Origin of the sequence: Streptomyces sp. IMTB 2501 (assembly GCF_001953885.1) — a bacterium.
GTDB lineage: Bacteria > Actinomycetota > Actinomycetes > Streptomycetales > Streptomycetaceae > Streptomyces.
This window is the reverse complement of record NZ_MQUS01000024.1, coordinates 46,529-60,905: the sequence shown is the minus strand read 5'-3', so window position 1 is coordinate 60,905 and position 14,377 is coordinate 46,529. Positions and strand designations below refer to the sequence as shown.

Sequence of the window (14,377 nt, the reverse complement as noted above, 5' to 3'; positions counted from 1 at the left end):
CGCACGGCCGCCTCGGCGCACCGCTCGAACGCGCTTGCGCAACACTCGGCCCCGGACAGCTAACCATCTTCACGCGAGCTGGAGGAGGGTCGTGCGCGCATCGCCCGCCAGGGCCGGGTCGTGGCAGAGGATCGCGTGCTCCACCCGGCGCAGCGCCGGAGACGGCTCTATGCCCAGCTCGACGTCCAGAAGGTGCCGCATCCGGCGGAACACGTCGAGGGCGTCCGCCTGCCGTCCCGCGCAGTACAGGGCGACCATCAACTGCTCGCAGAACCGCTCCCGCAGGGGGTGGTTGGTGTGCGCCTCGGCCAGCTCCGCGAGCACGGCGGCATGCCGACCGAGCCTCAGCTCCGCGTCGAACCGCAGCTCCATCGCCCGCATCCGGTACTCCTCGTACCGGGCCCCCGCCAGCTGGCACAGTGTCCCGCCCGTGAACCCCCCGAACACCGGCCCCCGCCACCACGCCAGCGCGTCCCTCAGCAGCCGGGCCGTGCACGCCGCGTCGTCCGGGAAGGCCGCCTCGGCCTGCCGTACGGCCCGCACGAACTCGGCGGCGTCCAGCTCGCCCTCGCCCACGGTCAGCCGGTAACCGGAAGGATGGATGGTCACCCGCGAAGCGGCCCGGTCCGGCTCCAGCCCGCGCAGCTTGCGGCGCAGCCGGCTGACGTGCGCCTGCAGCGCGTTGGCCTGGTTGTCGGGTACGGCCTCGCCCCACATCTCCTCGGCGAGGCTCTCCCCGGACACCGCCTGCCCCTCACTGACGAGCAGCGTCTGCACGAGGGTGCGCTGCAGGTCACCGGAGATCTCCGCAGGACCGGACACGGTACGGATCTGCAGTGCCCCGAGGATCGAGAACTTCAGCATCCTGACTCCGCCTCCTGTTGACGTCGCTGGCGTCGTCGTCCTTCTTCCGGCGACATAGCAACAGTGCGGTCAGGCTCTACCGGTTCGTTCCCGATCCGTTCCCGGTGACCAGCGCCGTCAGCGGCGTCACCCGCCGGGCCGTGTCCACCAGCCGTCCGGCCAGCACCTCCAGGGCTCCGGCCACCAGATCGAACCCCGTGGCCTCCTTGAGCAGTTCGGGCACCGGGTCCGGCGCGAGCCCCGCCCGGCACCCGGTGATCACCGGACCCCGCGCGGTGAGTACGACGCTGGTGTGCGCCGGGCCGTACTGGTACCCGGTCAGATCCAGCAGCGCGGTCACCGCGGCCCGCACCTCGGCGGCCGCGTCCTCCGTCAGCGGGGCGGGATGCAACAGCCCGTGCGGCGTACGGGCCGTGATCCCCACGGCCTGATGCATACCGTGCACGCTCAGCGTCTCCACGCTCAGTCGTGTCGCGCTCACGTCGGGCTCGGCGTCGTCGAGGTCGGGCTCGGGTGAGAGCCGGCTGTCGCGGACCAGCCGCCGTACGGCCTCAGGGTCCGCGAGCAGTGCGAGGGAGCGGGCGGGGTTGACGAACAACCCCGCCGCCGCGGCCTCGTCCAGTACGGCGTGAAGGGCCCGTTCGTCGCGGAAGTCGGCCCGGGCCGAGCGCACTTGGACACCGGCGTGCGCGGCCTCCCGGAGGAGGCGGTGGTCCGGGTTGAGCAGGAAGATCCGGCGTACGTCGTTGTGTTCTTTCATGCCTCTGCTCGGGGGACGAAGTCGGCGAGGGTGGAACAGCAGGCTATGAGGGGGCGTTACCGATCCGGTCCCGGCCGGGTACCGACGCGAGGAACGCGGACCAGGTGGGGAGGGAGAGGGTGAGGTGGGGGGCGGTGGGGCGCTTGGAGTCGCGGATGTGGATGGCGGTGGGGTGGGTGGCTGTCTCCAGGCATTCGCCGCCCCCGCCGGTGCTGTACATGGACTTGCGCCAGTTGTGGGCGAGTTCGACACATTGCCCACCCTCGGCGCTGCTGTAGCTCGACTTGAACCAGGTCAACTGCTCTATGGTCATAGCTCTTCCAGCATCTTCTCGATCAGGTCCAGGGACTCGTGCGGGTTGAGGGCCTGCGCCCGGATGATCCCATAGCGAGCGGCGAGGACGCGGACCTCTTCTCGGTCGGTGATCAGCTTGGGGTACCCCTGTGACTCCATGTATGCAAGCTGCTCCTTCCCCTTCGGGATAAGCAAGGTAAACGAGTTGTCCAGGCAGGGGTGTTCGTGCCGAGCCGTCGGCATCACCTGCAGCTGCACATTCCGCCTCTGGCCGATCTTCAGCAACTGACGCAGCTGGTCACTGTGCACCTTCGATCCGCCAATCGGCCTCTCCAGCACGGCCTGCTCGACTACGAAGCTGCACTCGGGCGGCGGCCACTGCTCAAAGAACTGCTGACGTGAAAGCCGGTCAGCCACCCGCTTCTCAATGGTCTCCTCGTCAAGGGGTGGGTGCCCCTGTGTGAACACCGCCCGGGAATACTCCTCGGTCTGAAGCAGCCCGAGCACGCACATGGTGCTGTAGTCGTGCAAGGAGACTGCCTTTGCCTCCAGCGCCGCATACCCCCGGTACCACTCTGGATGCCGCGTCCGCGCCCTGGCCATCGCCTCCTCGACCTCCGGGATGACCGCCTTCAACAGCCCGCCCGCCTTGAGGATGTCGTCCGCCTTCTCCAGGAACTCCGGCCTTGGCGTCCGTACCCCCCTCTCCATGGCGGAGATCTGGTCGGGGCCGTACCCCACCAGCTTGCCGAACTCCGGCTGGCTCAGCCCCGCCCGTTCCCGCAGCAACTTCAGTTGCTTGCCCAGGAGGAGGAAGACCCCCACCGCCCCGTTCTGCTCCGCAGGCGTCTCCGGCCTGCGCTCCGTCTCTTCCGCCACGCCACCCACCACCGACTCCCGTACACCAGACATACCGCACTCGTACGACTACGCTCAGTCGCCGGATCTCCCCTGGTCAGCGTAGAGAGAACTGACCACTCTCGGTGACGTGAATCTGGAAATCTCCACCCCCACAACTCAGACAACCGAACTCGTCCAACGCCTCAGCGCCACCCCCCGCGGCGCCCGCCTGGCCCGTCGGCTCACTTCCACCCAGCTGGCCACCTGGGGCTACCCGCACGACAGCGACCCCAGCCACACCGCGCAGCTCCTTGTCGCAGAACTGGCGTCCAACGCGGTCACCCACGGTCGTGTGCCCGGCCGGGACTTCGAGCTGAAGCTGGTGCTGCTGCCGGAGAGGGACACCTTGCGCATCGAGGTGAGCGACACCCGGGGCGACCGTGAACTCCGCTTCCTGGACGGCGGGTTGGAGGACGAGAACGGCCGCGGACTGGTCGTCGTATTCGTGCTGTCGGCACGGTGGGGCGTGGCCAAGCGCGCCGTAGGCAAGACGGTCTGGGCGGAAATCCCGCTCAGCGCGCGGCAGCGACCGTGTCCGCGAAGGCGCGTGCCGGAGGGCTGAGGGCGTCCCAGCGGCGGACGGCCCAGCCGACGGGAAGGGGCCGCAGGCCCGGCAGCGGTATGAGCCGCAGCTCGCCCTCCCCCGGCACCGGGAGGCCCGGTACGGCCGGTACGACCGCCCGCCCCACCCCCAGCTCAGCCAGCAGCAGGGCCGTGTCCCAGTCGGCGACGCTCGTGTCGTATGCGAACCGCACGCCCAACTCGTCGCACGCCGCGTCGAGATGGGCGGCGGACGTGGAGTTCGGGGGGAGCCGGATGAGGCGGACGTCCCGCAGCTCGGCGGGGTCGAGATCCGGTCGTTCGGCCAGCGGGTCGTCGGCGCGTACGGCCAGCAGCCAGGGCAGCTTTGCGACCGTCCGCTGCTCGATGCCGCGCACCGGCGGGCCGATGGTGACCCAGGCGAGGTCGAGGGCGCCGTCGGCGAGCGCGTCGAAGCTGCTGCGGCCGGAACTGACCGTTCGGAATTCGAGGTTGACCTCGGGGTGGTGGCGGCGGAAGGCGACCACGGCGTCGGACATGAAGTGCCGGACCGTGGTCGCGCCGGTGGCGACGCGGACGTATCCGCTGTGGCCGTCGAGCAGATCGCGTAGCTGCCGTACGGCGAGGTCGAGGCCGGAGATGCCCTCGGCCGCGGCGGCCTCCAGGATCCGCCCGGCCTGCGTCGGGACGACGCCTCGCGGCTGCCGTTCCAGCAGTGCCACCCGGGTCTCCCGCTCCAGCCGTTTCACGTGCTGGCTGACGGCGGACTGGGTGCAGCCGAGGTCCCGGGCGACGGAACTGAGGCTGCCGGCACGGCACACGGCCACGAACACACGGAGGTCGTCGAGGGTCATGGCATCCAAGGTAATACTTGGGTCTGGTGAGGAAACCCAAGGATTGACTGAACGTCAGACTCCGTACGAGGATCGTTGGCGGGCCGCGATCGACCCAGGCGGCAACCCGCTCCCCGTCTCGCCGAGTCCGGACGACGCGGGATCAGCGGGGAGCGGGTGCCGACCGTTCACGATCGTGGTGCGGAGCCACTTCGAAGAAGAACAGCGCCTCAGCTCCCGTACAGGCTCTCCACCTCGCGGGAGAAGTCCCCCGTGATCGCCTCACGGCGGAGCTTCATCGACGGCGTCAGATGGCCCGCCTCCTCCGTGAAGTCCACCGGGAGTACGGCGAAGCGGCGGATGGACTCGGGGCGGGAGACCAGTTTGTTGGCCTCGTCGATCGCGCGTTGCAGGACGGCCTCCAAGTCCGGGTCGCCGACCAGGAGTTCCCTCGGCACCGGGTGCTTGCCGATCATCTGGCGCCAGTGGGTGATGCCGTCGGGGTCGAGGGTGATGAGGGCCGCGACGTAGGGGCGGGCGTCGCCCACCAGCATCACCTGGGAGATCAGCGGGTGCTGGCGCAGCCAGTTCTCCAGCGGGGCCGGGGCCACCGACTTGCCGCCCGCCGTGATCAGCAACTCCTTCTTGCGGCCGGTGATCGTCAGATAGCCCTCGTCGTCCAGCTCGCCTATGTCTCCGGTGGCCAGCCAGCCGTCCCGGGTCGCGGGGACGACTCCGCCGGCCTGCGGGTCCCAGTAGCCGCGCAGTACGTGGTCGCCGGCGACCAGGATCTCGCCGTCGGCCGCGATGCGGACACGGGTGCCGGGAAGGGGCCAGCCGACCGTGCCCAGGCGGGGTTTGAGCGGTGGGGTGACCGTCGTGGCGCCGGTGGTCTCCGTCAGGCCGTAGCCCTCGAAGATCTCGATGCCGGCGCCGGCATAGAACGCGGCGAGGCGCCGGCCGAGCGGGGAGCCGCCGCAGATGGCGTACCGGACGCGACCGCCCATGGCGGCCCGGATCTTGCGGAAGACAAGGGGGTCGTAGAAGCTGCGGGCCGTCTTCAGGGAGCGGCTCGGGCCGCTGCCGGTGCCGGTCTGGCGGGCCTCCAGCGCCTCGCCGTAGCGGACCGCGACCGCCGCGGCCCGGTCGAAAGCCGTGACCCGGCCGCCGGACTCGGCGTTCGCGCGGGCCGAGTTGTAGACCTTCTCCAGCATGTAGGGGATGGTCAGCAGCGCGGTCGGCTTGAAGGCGGCGAGGTCCGGGAGGAGGTCGTCGGCGGCCAGGCTCGGCGCGTGGCCGAGACGGACGCGGGCGCGGACGCAGGCGATGGCCACCATCCGGCCGAAGACGTGGGACATGGGGAGGAAGAGGAGGACCGACGGTTCCTCGTCGCGGTCCTTGAAGACCGGGTAGAGCAGCTCGACGGCGTTGTCGACCTCGGACAGGAAGTTGCCGTGCGAGAGGGCGCAGCCCTTGGGGCGGCCGGTGGTGCCGGAGGTGTAGATGAGCGTGGCGAGGGTGTCCGGGCTCAGCATGCCGCGCCGTACCGCGACTTCACCGTCCGGCACCTGTGCGCCCGCCTCCGCCAGCCGGGTCACGTGATCCTTGTCCATCACCCACAGATGGCGCAGATCGGGCAGGTGCTGGAGTTCGGGGCCGATGGCGGAGGCCTGCGCGACGGACTCGGTGATCAGGGCGACCGCGCCGGAGTCGTGCAGGATCCAGCGGGTCTGGAAGACCGAGGAGGTCGGGTAGACCGGCACGGCGACCAGGCCGGCGGCCCAGGCGGCGAAGTCCAGCAGCGTCCACTCGTACGTCGTACGGGCCATGACGGCGACACGGTCGCCCGACACCAGCCCCTCGGCGATCAACCCCTTGGCCACCGCGAGCACTTGCTCGGCGAACTGCGCAGCCGTCACGTCCGTCCAGCGGCCGTCCGGGAGCCTGCGGCTGAGCACGACCTGGTCGGGGGCCGCCTCGGCGTTGTCGAACGGCAGGTCGGCGAGGGAGCCATGGGTGACCGGGGGCACGAACGGCGGTACGGACACCTCCCGTACGGCACCGTCCAGCCGCTGGACCCAGGGCTCCACGAGGACGGGGCGGCCGTCGTAGTCGATGGCGGAGACCGGGGTACCGGAGGAGACGGGGGCGTGCGGGAAGGGGGTGGACACGGGCGGCTCCTCTGGCGTGCGTGCACCTGCGGTGGGCCTTGGTGGAAAGGGGTTACCCCAGGTAGAGAGGCGATCGTACGGGGCCACTGTGAGGGGATTGTGCGGGTTCGGGGGTGGTCCGGGGCCAGGGATGTGCAGCCTCGGGGGTTATATGAGGGGGATTCAACTTCCTGTGTCGGGTAGGCTTACCGGCGGTAACTTTACTCCAGAGTAAGCAATGGGGGCAGGAGATGACGGATCGCGGTCTGAGCTTTCTCCTGGCCCGTGGCGCGCTGCGCTCGCCGTTCAAACGGCCCTCCCCCGAGGCCGGCTTTCCGCGTGACCGGCTGGTGCTGCCCGGGGTGCGGGTCGACCTGGACCGGCTGGCCGCGTACGAGCGCGTCTGCGGCTTCCCCACCGAGGACGGCGCCCTCCCCGTCACCTATCCGCACGTCCTCGGCTTCCCGCTGGCCATGCGGCTGATGAGCGGCCGGGACTTCCCGCTGCCGCTGCTCGGCCTGGTGCACACCTCCGTCGACATCGTCCGGCACACCGGCCTGCCGGCCACCGGCACCTACGAACTCGCCGTGCACATCGAGGGACTGGCCCCGCACCGACGTGGCACCGAGGCCACGGTGGTCACCGGGATGCGGGCCGACGGGGAGGTCGTATGGGAATCGCGGAGCACCTACCTCGCGCGGCATCGCACCGGCACACCCGCCGCGCCCCGGGAGGAACGGCCGGACCCGCTGCCCGTCGTCGCCGAGTGGCGGCTCGGCGAGGACATCGGACGGCGGTACGGCGCCGCCTCCGGTGACCGCAACCCCATCCATCTGCACCCGCTCACCGCCCGCCTCTTCGGCTTCCCCCGGGCCATCGCACACGGCATGTGGACGGTGGCCCGCTGCCTGGCCGCCCACGGTGGCTCCGCCGGGGTTCGGGCTCAGTTCCGGGCGCCGGTGCTGTTGCCGGGGCTGGTGAGGTACGGCACGGATGGCCAGGGCCGGTTCGAACTGCGGGATGCCGCAGGGCGACTGCATCTGACCGGGGAGGCGGTGGGCCAGGCGCCGTAGGGGACATCGCCATTGCCGGGGTGCGGGTGCGTGGTCGGTTGCTCGGGCAGCTCCCCGCGCCCCTTCAGGCAAGCTGCAGATCAGGGCGACGCACCCCTACGGCGCTAGTCCTCCCCCGCCGGCGGAGCCCAGTGGTGGCCCCTCATCAAGTTTCCCAAGCCCGACCAGGTGACGTTCATCAGCGTGGACGCGGCCTGCCTGGCGGTGACGCCCTCCGTCGCATTGGCCCACGTGGCGAGGGACTCCGCCGCGCCGACCAGGGCTTCGGCGAAGCCCGCGACCTCGTGCTCCGGCAGATCGGGATCCCGGTGGGCCTCGCGGGCGGCGACCGCGACCAGGCGGGTGACGAAGGTGACGATCTCCGTGCGCATCGCGGCGGCCTCGGCCGCGAAGGGCTCTCCGTGGGTGCGGGCCTGGAGGTGCAGGACGGACCAGGCGTCGGGGTGCTCGGCGGTGTGGGCGAAGAAGGCCTGGAGGCCGTCCCACAGCTGGCGGTCGACGGGCAGCTCGGTGCACACCCCGGCACGGACGGCCGCCGTCAGCGCGGTGGCCTCACGCCGGATGCAGGCGGTGAAGAGGTCTTCCTTGGAGTTCAGATAGAGGTAGACCAACGGCTTGGAGACGCCCGCGAGTTCGGCTATCTCGTCCATCGAGGCGGCCATGTAGCCGCGTTGGCCGAAGATCTGCACGGCGGCGTCGAGCATCTGCTGCTCGCGCACCGCACGCGGCATCCGTTTGGTCCTGGCCCCACCCATGAGGGCAAGACTAGTTGGACGCGGCCGCCTCGCCCTGCGTCCGGGCGGTGTCGTCGGCGACATCCTCCTGGCTGCGGTTGGCCTCCAGGTTGGCCTTCATCCGGTCGACCCTGTTGACGATCTGCACCGAGGCCCGGTCCCGCTCCCCGCGCAGCACCACCCAGCTGATCGGCGCGGACAGCACCAGCGAGAGGAGCAGCACCCACAGGAAGTTGGAGTCGCCGAAACCGCGCGGGAAGAGGCCGGAGTAGACGGCTCCCCAGACGACCACGAGGCAGCCGGCGAAGATGCCGAGGCGCATCAGTGTGTAGCGGAGCATCTCAATCCACTCGTCCGATTCCAAATAGGGTCATCGTCCAGTGAAGCATGACGGGGAGGGGATCTTGCAGGGGGGTTGGGTCAGTCGAGCGGCCGCAGCATGATCACATCGTCGCGGTCGTCGCCGGGCGCCACCCGGATGGCGGCGGGGATCCGGCCGACCTCCTTGTAACCGCAGGAGCCGTAGAACCGCTCCAGGCCGGTGCCGCCCCGGCAGGTCAGCCGGATCGCGTCGACGCCGTCGAAGCCGCGGGCGGCGTCCTCGGCGGCCGCCAGCAGGTCGCGGCCGTATCCCTTGCCCTGGTGCCGGGGGTGGACCATCACCGTGTACAGCCACACCCAGTGCTTCTGCAGCCGGTGCGTGTTGCAGGCGAAGAAGGCGGTCGCGGCCGGCGCGCCCGTCTCGTCGCACCCGACGAGCAGCCGGTGCCGGCCCTCGGCCATCGCCACGAAGTGCGTCACCAGATCCGGGCGGACGTCCTCCCGCGTCACGGGGGGTACGAAGCCCACGGCGCCGCCCGCGTTGGAGACGTCCGTCCACAGGTCGAGGATGCCGTCCCGCAGTGCAGGGGTGATGGCGGGGTCCAGCGTGAAGGTAAGGGGCATGCGACCATCGTATCCATTACCTCGCATGCCCCTCCCCCGTGAGGAATCAGACCCGCATCGGCTGCGGGGAGTCCCTGCGCGCCGGGTCGGGGCCGTCGTACTCGCGGATGATCTCGTAGCGGGTGTTGCGCTCCACCGGGCGGAAGCCCGCGTCGCGGATCAGGTCCAGCAGGTCATCGCGGGTCAGCTTGTTCGGGGTGCCGTAGTTGTCCGCGTCGTGCGTGATCTTGTACTCGACGACCGAGCCGTCCATGTCGTCCGCGCCGTGCTGGAGGGCCAGCTGGGCGGTCTGCACGCCGTGCATCACCCAGAAGACCTTCACGTGCGGGACGTTGTCGAACAGGAGCCGGGAGACCGCGAAGGTCTTCAGGGCCTCCACGCCGGTCGCCATCTGGGTGCGGGCCTGAAGGGTGTTGCGTACCTTGCCGTCCTTCATGTCCACGAAGTCGTGCTGGTAGCGCAGCGGGATGAAGACCTGGAAACCGTTCGTCTCGTCCTGGAGTTCGCGGAGGCGGAGGACGTGGTCGACCCGGTGGCGGGGCTCCTCGATGTGGCCGTAGAGCATCGTGCAGGGGGTCTTGAGCCCCTTCTCGTGCGCCAGGCGGTGGATGCGGGACCAGTCCTCCCAGTGGGTCCGGTGGTCCACGATGTGCTGCCGGACCTCCCAGTCGAAGATCTCCGCGCCGCCGCCGGTGAGCGACTCCAGGCCCGCGTCGATCAGTTCGTCCAGGATCTCGGACGCCGACAGGCCGCTGATCGTCTCGAAGTGGTGGATCTCGGTGGCGGTGAAGGCCTTCAACGACACGTTCGGAAGGGCGGCCTTCAGCTCGCGCAGGGAGCGCGGGTAGTACCGCCACGGCAGGTTCGGGTGCAGGCCGTTGACGATGTGCAGCTCGGTGAGGTTCTCCGACTCCATCGCCTTGGCGAGCTTGACGGCCTCCTCGATGCGCATCGTGTACGCGTCCTTCTCCCCCGGCTTGCGCTGGAAGGAGCAGTAGGCGCAGGAGGCCGTGCACACGTTGGTCATGTTCAGGTGCCGGTTGACGTTGAAGTGCACGACGTCACCGTTCTTACGGGTGCGCACCTCGTGCGCGAGGCCGCCGAGCCACGCCAGGTCGTCCGACTCGTACAGCGCGATGCCGTCCTCGCGGGTCAGCCGCTCCCCGGAGCGGACCTTCTCCTCCAGCTCGCGCTTGAGCCCGACGTCCATGCCTACACCTTTCTACGACAGCCCGACCAACGGTATCCCTAGACCTCTTCGGGCAGCTCCCCGACCCGGTTCTCCCACTTCGTGGACAGCACGATGGTGGTGCGCGTCCGGGAGACCCCCTTGGTGCCGGACAGCCGCCGGATGATCCGCTCCAGCCCGTCCACGTCCGCCGCCCGCGCCTTGAGCATGTAGGAGTCGTCGCCGGCGATGAACCAGCAGTCCTCGATCTCCGGGAGGTCCCGCAGCCGCTGGGCGACGTCCTCGTGGTCGGCGGCGTCGGAGAGCGAGATGCCGATCAGCGCCGTGACGCCGAGGCCGAGCGAGGCCGCGTTCACCGTCGCGCGGTATCCGGTGATGACACCGGCCGCCTCCAGCCGGTTGATGCGGTCGGTGACGCTGGGGCCCGACAGGCCGACGAGGCGCCCCAGCTCCGCGTACGAGGCCCGGCCGTTCTCCCTCAGGGCCTGGATGAGCTGCCTGTCCACCGCGTCCATGCGATCGAAGCCTTCCGCTGAAGAGTTCCGGAGTGATGAGAGGTACTGCGCTGTGCCCTGCTAGCCGGCTGATCCGCCACCCAGCTCGCCCCGCCACCGCCGGTACAGGCCGTGCTCGACGCCCGCCGCGTCCAGCACCCGCCCGGCGACGAAGTCCACCAGGTCCTGGATGTGGGTGGCGCCCGCGTAGAAGGCGGGCGAGGCCGGTACGACGGTGGCACCGGCGTCGTCCAGCGCGACGAGGTGACGCAGCGTCTGGCCGTTCAAGGGGGTCTCCCGTACCGCCACGACGAGCGTCCGGCGCTCCTTCAGGGTGACACTCGCCGTGCGCTGCAGCAGATCCTTGGACAGCCCGAGCGCCACACCGGCCACGCAGGCGGTGGAGGCGGGCACGATGAGCATCCCCTTCGCCGGGTACGACCCCGAGGACGGCCCGGCCGCGAGGTCGCCCGCGCTCCAGTACCGCACCCCGTCCAGGTCCACGTCGAAGGTCCCGGGCTTGCCGTCGGCTCCCCGGGCCAGCCATTCCCGCAGGTCTTCCTGCCAGTGGGCGTCGCGGAACGAGATACCCGTCTCGTCCAGCAGCGTCAGCCGCGAGGCCCGGCTGACCACCAGGTCGACCGTCTCCCCCGCGTCCAGCAGCGCTCGCAGCACGGCCGCCGCATACGGCGTCCCGGAAGCACCGGACACCCCCACGATCCAAGGCACGCGTTGCGTTTCTCCTGCGTTCACACCTTGAGCGTACCGGTGGGTCGGGGACTGTTCAGGCCGGGTGGCGTACAGCGCCTCAGAGCCTCAGACCCCGAACCAGCAGGTCCAGCAGAGCGCACACGAACAGGGCAATGCCGATGAAGCCGTTGACCGAGAAGAAGGCGCGGTTGAGGCGGGACAGGTCGTGGGGGCGGACGATGCGGTGTTCGTAGAGGAAGGCGCCCGCGACGATCAGCAGGCCCAGCCAGAAGAACGCGCCGGCATGGGTGGTCAGCCCGTACCAGACGAACAGGGCCGTCGTGAGGGTGTGGCAGGCCCGCGCGCCCCAGATCGCGGCCGGGATGCCGAAGCGGGCCGGGACCGACATGACGCCGGTCTCGCGGTCGGTCTCCACGTCCTGGCAGGCGTAGATCAGGTCGAAGCCGCCGATCCAGATGCCGACGGCGAGGCCGAGGATCACCGCGTCCCAGGACCAGGTCCCGGAGATCGCGAGCCAGCCGCCGATCGGGCCCATCGCCTGGGCGAGACCGAGGATCGCCTGCGGGAAGTTCGTGAACCGTTTGCCGTAGGGGTAGACCACCATCGGGATGACCGCGACCGGGGCCAGGGCCAGGCACAGCGGGTTCAGGAGGGCCGCCGCGCACAGGAAGATCACCAGGGCGATCAGGGCGCCCGTCCAGGCGTGCCGCACCGACATCGCGCCGGTCACCAGTTCCCGGTGCGCCGTACGGGGGTTGCGGGCGTCGATCTCGCGGTCGATGATCCGGTTGACCGCCATCGCGAACGTACGCAGGCCGACCATGCAGACGGTGACCAGCAGCAGCCGTACCCAGTGGATGTTCTTGTCCCACTCGTACATCGCCGTCAGCGAGGCGATGTACGCGAAGGGCAGGGCGAAGACCGAGTGCTCGATCATCACCAGACGCAGGAAGGCCTTGGTGCGTCCCGGCTGGGGGATCGCGGCGGAGGCGCTGCTCACAGGCCGTACTCCTTCCAGCGGCGGTCGACCTTCGCCGCCGTATCCGGGTCCGGCAGGACCATGTCCGGCCAGCCCCCGTCCCGGGTGTAGCCCTCCTCCGGCCACTTCTTCGTGGCGTCGATACCCGCCTTGCCGCCCCAGAACTGCTGGTAGGAGGCGTGGTCCAGGTGGTCGACGGGGCCTTCCACGACCGTGAGGTCGCGGGCGTAGTCGGTGTTGCCGAGGGCCCGCCAGGCGACCTCGTGCAGATCGTGCACGTCGCAGTCGGCGTCCACGACCACGATCAGCTTGGTCAGGGACATCATGTGCGCCCCCCAGATCGCGTGCATCACCTTCTGCGCGTGCTTCGGGTACTTTTTGTCGATCGAGACGATCGCGCAGTTGTGGAAGCCGCCGGCCTCGGGCAGGTGGTAGTCCACGATGTCCGGGACGATGATCTTGAGCAGGGGGAGGAAGAAGCGTTCCGTGGCGCGGCCGAGCGGGCCGTCCTCCGTGGGGGGCCTGCCCACGACGATCGACTGGAGCAGCGGGCGCCTGCGCATCGTCACGCAGTCGATCTTCAGCGCCGGGAACGGCTCCTGCGGGGTGTAGAAGCCGGTGTGGTCGCCGAAGGGGCCCTCGGGCAGCATCTCGCCCGGCTCCAGCCAGCCTTCCAGGACGACCTCGGCGTTCGCCGGGACCTGCAGCGGGACCGTCTTGCAGTCGACCATCTCGATCCGCTTGCCCGCGAGGAGCCCGGCGAACAGGTACTCGTCGATGTCGCCGGGGAGCGGGGCGGTGGAGGCGTAGGTGACGGCGGGCGGGCAGCCGAAGGCGATGGCGACCGGGAGACGCTCTCCGCGCCGGGCCGCCACCTGGTAGTGGTTGCGGCTGTCCTTGTGGATCTGCCAGTGCATGCCGATGGTGCGCCTGTCGTGGCGCTGGAGGCGGTACAGGCCCAGGTTGCGGATGCCGGTCTCGGGGTCCTTGGTGTGCGTCAGCCCCAGATTGAAGAAGGAGCCGCCGTCCTGGGGCCAGGTGAACAGCGCCGGGAGCCGGTCCAGGTCGACCTCGTCGCCGTGCAGGACGACCTCCTGCACCGGAGCCTCTTTGATCTTCCTCGGCGGCACATGGGCCATCGCGCCGAGCTTCCCGAAGGCCTCGCGGACGCCGACGAAGCCGTGCGGAAGCTCGGGCCGCAGCAGGCCGCCGATCTTCTCGGAGATCTCGCCGTACGACTTCAGGCCCAGCGCCTTCAGCAGGCGGCGGTCGGTGCCGAAGACGTTCATCGCGAGGGGCATCGCCGAGCCCTTCACGTTCTCGAAGAGCAGCGCCGGGCCGCCGGACTTCTGCACCCGGTCGACGATCTCCCCGACTTCCAGAAAAGGGTCGACCTCGGCCTTGATGCGCTTGAGGTCGCCCTCGCGCTCCAGCGCCCTCAGCAGGGAGCGAAGATCGTCGTAAGCCATGCCGTCAAGTATCGCCGACGGCCCGCTTTGTCCCGGCGCCGCCCCTGGGAAGTGCCGCCGCCGCTACTCTGGCTCGGTCACCGAGGCCGTCTCAATTGTCGGGGGATCGCACGTCATGCTCAGGTATCTGCCGTTCCTGCTGGTCCTGGCCCTGTGGATCTACGCTTTCGTGGACTGTCTGAACACGCCCGAGGAAGAGGTGCGGCATCTGCCGAAGCTGGCGTGGGTCGTCATCATCCTGCTCTTCGGCGAGGTGCTGGTCGGACCGGTCGCCTGGCTGATCACCGGCCGGGTGCGGCAGGCGTCCGCGGACGGCTCCGGCACGCCGGAACGGCACCGGGACGCGCCCGCGCGCTGGGTCGCCCCCGACGACAACCCCGAGTTCCTCAAGTCCCTGGACACCAACTCGCGTGACACGGACGATCCCAAGGGCGACTGACCC

At 69.9% G+C, this 14,377-nt stretch carries 17 protein-coding genes; 3 read left to right on the top strand and 14 right to left on the bottom strand.

The features are described from left to right. Positions 1–69: 69 nt before the first annotated feature. The 4 genes from AV521_RS32985 to AV521_RS32970 form a co-directional block, all read right to left on the bottom strand. Positions 70–864: an AfsR/SARP family transcriptional regulator gene (locus AV521_RS32985; RefSeq protein ID WP_076093663.1), complete on the bottom strand. Its 795-nt coding sequence runs from the start codon at positions 862–864 to the stop codon at positions 70–72. A 76-nt stretch (positions 865–940) separates the two neighbouring features. Beyond that, the gene (locus tag AV521_RS32980) at positions 941–1,624 is read right to left on the bottom strand and encodes a hypothetical protein (RefSeq protein ID WP_076093661.1); all 684 of its coding nucleotides are present in this window, start codon (positions 1,622–1,624) and stop codon (positions 941–943) included. A gap of 43 nt (positions 1,625–1,667) precedes the next feature. Continuing rightward, positions 1,668–1,937 carry a DUF397 domain-containing protein gene (locus AV521_RS32975; protein WP_076093659.1) on the bottom strand — a complete coding sequence of 90 codons (270 nt, stop codon included), beginning with the start codon at positions 1,935–1,937 and terminating at the stop codon, positions 1,668–1,670. Beyond that, on the bottom strand, positions 1,934–2,830 hold the full coding sequence (locus AV521_RS32970) for a helix-turn-helix transcriptional regulator (protein ID WP_179023563.1): 897 nt from the start codon (positions 2,828–2,830) through the stop codon (positions 1,934–1,936). Before AV521_RS32970 ends, AV521_RS32975 begins: the two co-directional genes overlap by 4 nt. Before the next feature lie 76 nt (positions 2,831–2,906). Here AV521_RS32970 and AV521_RS32965 point away from each other — a divergent pair, with 76 nt between their 5' ends. Next, positions 2,907–3,380 (top strand): ATP-binding protein, encoded by a 474-nt coding sequence (locus AV521_RS32965; RefSeq protein WP_179023561.1) that lies wholly within the window; start codon positions 2,907–2,909, stop codon positions 3,378–3,380. Here the strand turns inward: AV521_RS32965 and AV521_RS32960 are convergent. Next, a complete protein-coding gene (locus AV521_RS32960; protein WP_076093655.1) occupies positions 3,331–4,212 on the bottom strand; it encodes a LysR family transcriptional regulator in 882 nt (293 codons plus the stop codon). The two genes, AV521_RS32965 and AV521_RS32960, sit on opposite strands and share 50 nt — an antisense overlap. A gap of 209 nt (positions 4,213–4,421) precedes the next feature. Beyond that, positions 4,422–6,362, bottom strand: a complete 1,941-nt coding sequence (locus AV521_RS32955; RefSeq protein WP_076093653.1) for a long-chain fatty acid--CoA ligase — start codon at positions 6,360–6,362, stop codon at positions 4,422–4,424. 230 nt (positions 6,363–6,592) lie between these two features. Between AV521_RS32955 and AV521_RS32950 the strand changes: the two genes are divergently transcribed. Next, positions 6,593–7,414 (top strand): MaoC family dehydratase, encoded by an 822-nt coding sequence (locus AV521_RS32950; RefSeq protein ID WP_076093651.1) that lies wholly within the window; start codon positions 6,593–6,595, stop codon positions 7,412–7,414. Between the two features lie 104 nt (positions 7,415–7,518). Here the strand turns inward: AV521_RS32950 and AV521_RS32945 are convergent, their stop codons facing one another. From AV521_RS32945 to AV521_RS32910, 8 genes are all read right to left on the bottom strand, one after another. Beyond that, a complete protein-coding gene (locus tag AV521_RS32945) occupies positions 7,519–8,169 on the bottom strand; it encodes a TetR/AcrR family transcriptional regulator (RefSeq protein WP_179023559.1) in 651 nt (216 codons plus the stop codon). Between the two features lie 10 nt (positions 8,170–8,179). Continuing rightward, positions 8,180–8,488 carry a DUF4229 domain-containing protein gene (locus tag AV521_RS32940; protein WP_076093649.1) on the bottom strand — a complete coding sequence of 103 codons (309 nt, stop codon included), beginning with the start codon at positions 8,486–8,488 and terminating at the stop codon, positions 8,180–8,182. 80 nt (positions 8,489–8,568) lie between these two features. After that, positions 8,569–9,093, bottom strand: a complete 525-nt coding sequence (locus tag AV521_RS32935; RefSeq protein WP_076093647.1) for a GNAT family N-acetyltransferase — start codon at positions 9,091–9,093, stop codon at positions 8,569–8,571. A gap of 46 nt (positions 9,094–9,139) precedes the next feature. After that, positions 9,140–10,303 carry an aminofutalosine synthase MqnE gene (gene mqnE / locus AV521_RS32930; protein WP_076093645.1) on the bottom strand — a complete coding sequence of 388 codons (1,164 nt, stop codon included), beginning with the start codon at positions 10,301–10,303 and terminating at the stop codon, positions 9,140–9,142. A gap of 38 nt (positions 10,304–10,341) precedes the next feature. Continuing rightward, positions 10,342–10,797 carry an Lrp/AsnC family transcriptional regulator gene (locus tag AV521_RS32925; protein ID WP_023547541.1) on the bottom strand — a complete coding sequence of 152 codons (456 nt, stop codon included), beginning with the start codon at positions 10,795–10,797 and terminating at the stop codon, positions 10,342–10,344. A gap of 60 nt (positions 10,798–10,857) precedes the next feature. Beyond that, positions 10,858–11,505, bottom strand: a complete 648-nt coding sequence (locus AV521_RS32920; RefSeq protein WP_076093643.1) for a UbiX family flavin prenyltransferase — start codon at positions 11,503–11,505, stop codon at positions 10,858–10,860. A 79-nt stretch (positions 11,506–11,584) separates the two neighbouring features. Next, positions 11,585–12,487, bottom strand: a complete 903-nt coding sequence (gene mqnP / locus AV521_RS32915; RefSeq protein WP_076093640.1) for a menaquinone biosynthesis prenyltransferase MqnP — start codon at positions 12,485–12,487, stop codon at positions 11,585–11,587. Then, positions 12,484–13,935, bottom strand: coding sequence for a menaquinone biosynthesis decarboxylase (locus tag AV521_RS32910; RefSeq protein ID WP_076093639.1), 1,452 nt, complete (start codon positions 13,933–13,935; stop codon positions 12,484–12,486). The genes mqnP and AV521_RS32910 overlap by 4 nt, the downstream gene beginning before the upstream one ends. 115 nt (positions 13,936–14,050) lie before the next feature. Between AV521_RS32910 and AV521_RS32905 the strand changes: the two genes are divergently transcribed. Beyond that, complete coding sequence (locus AV521_RS32905) at positions 14,051–14,374, top strand: PLD nuclease N-terminal domain-containing protein (protein WP_076093638.1); 324 nt, start codon at positions 14,051–14,053, stop codon at positions 14,372–14,374. Positions 14,375–14,377: the final 3 nt, after the last annotated feature.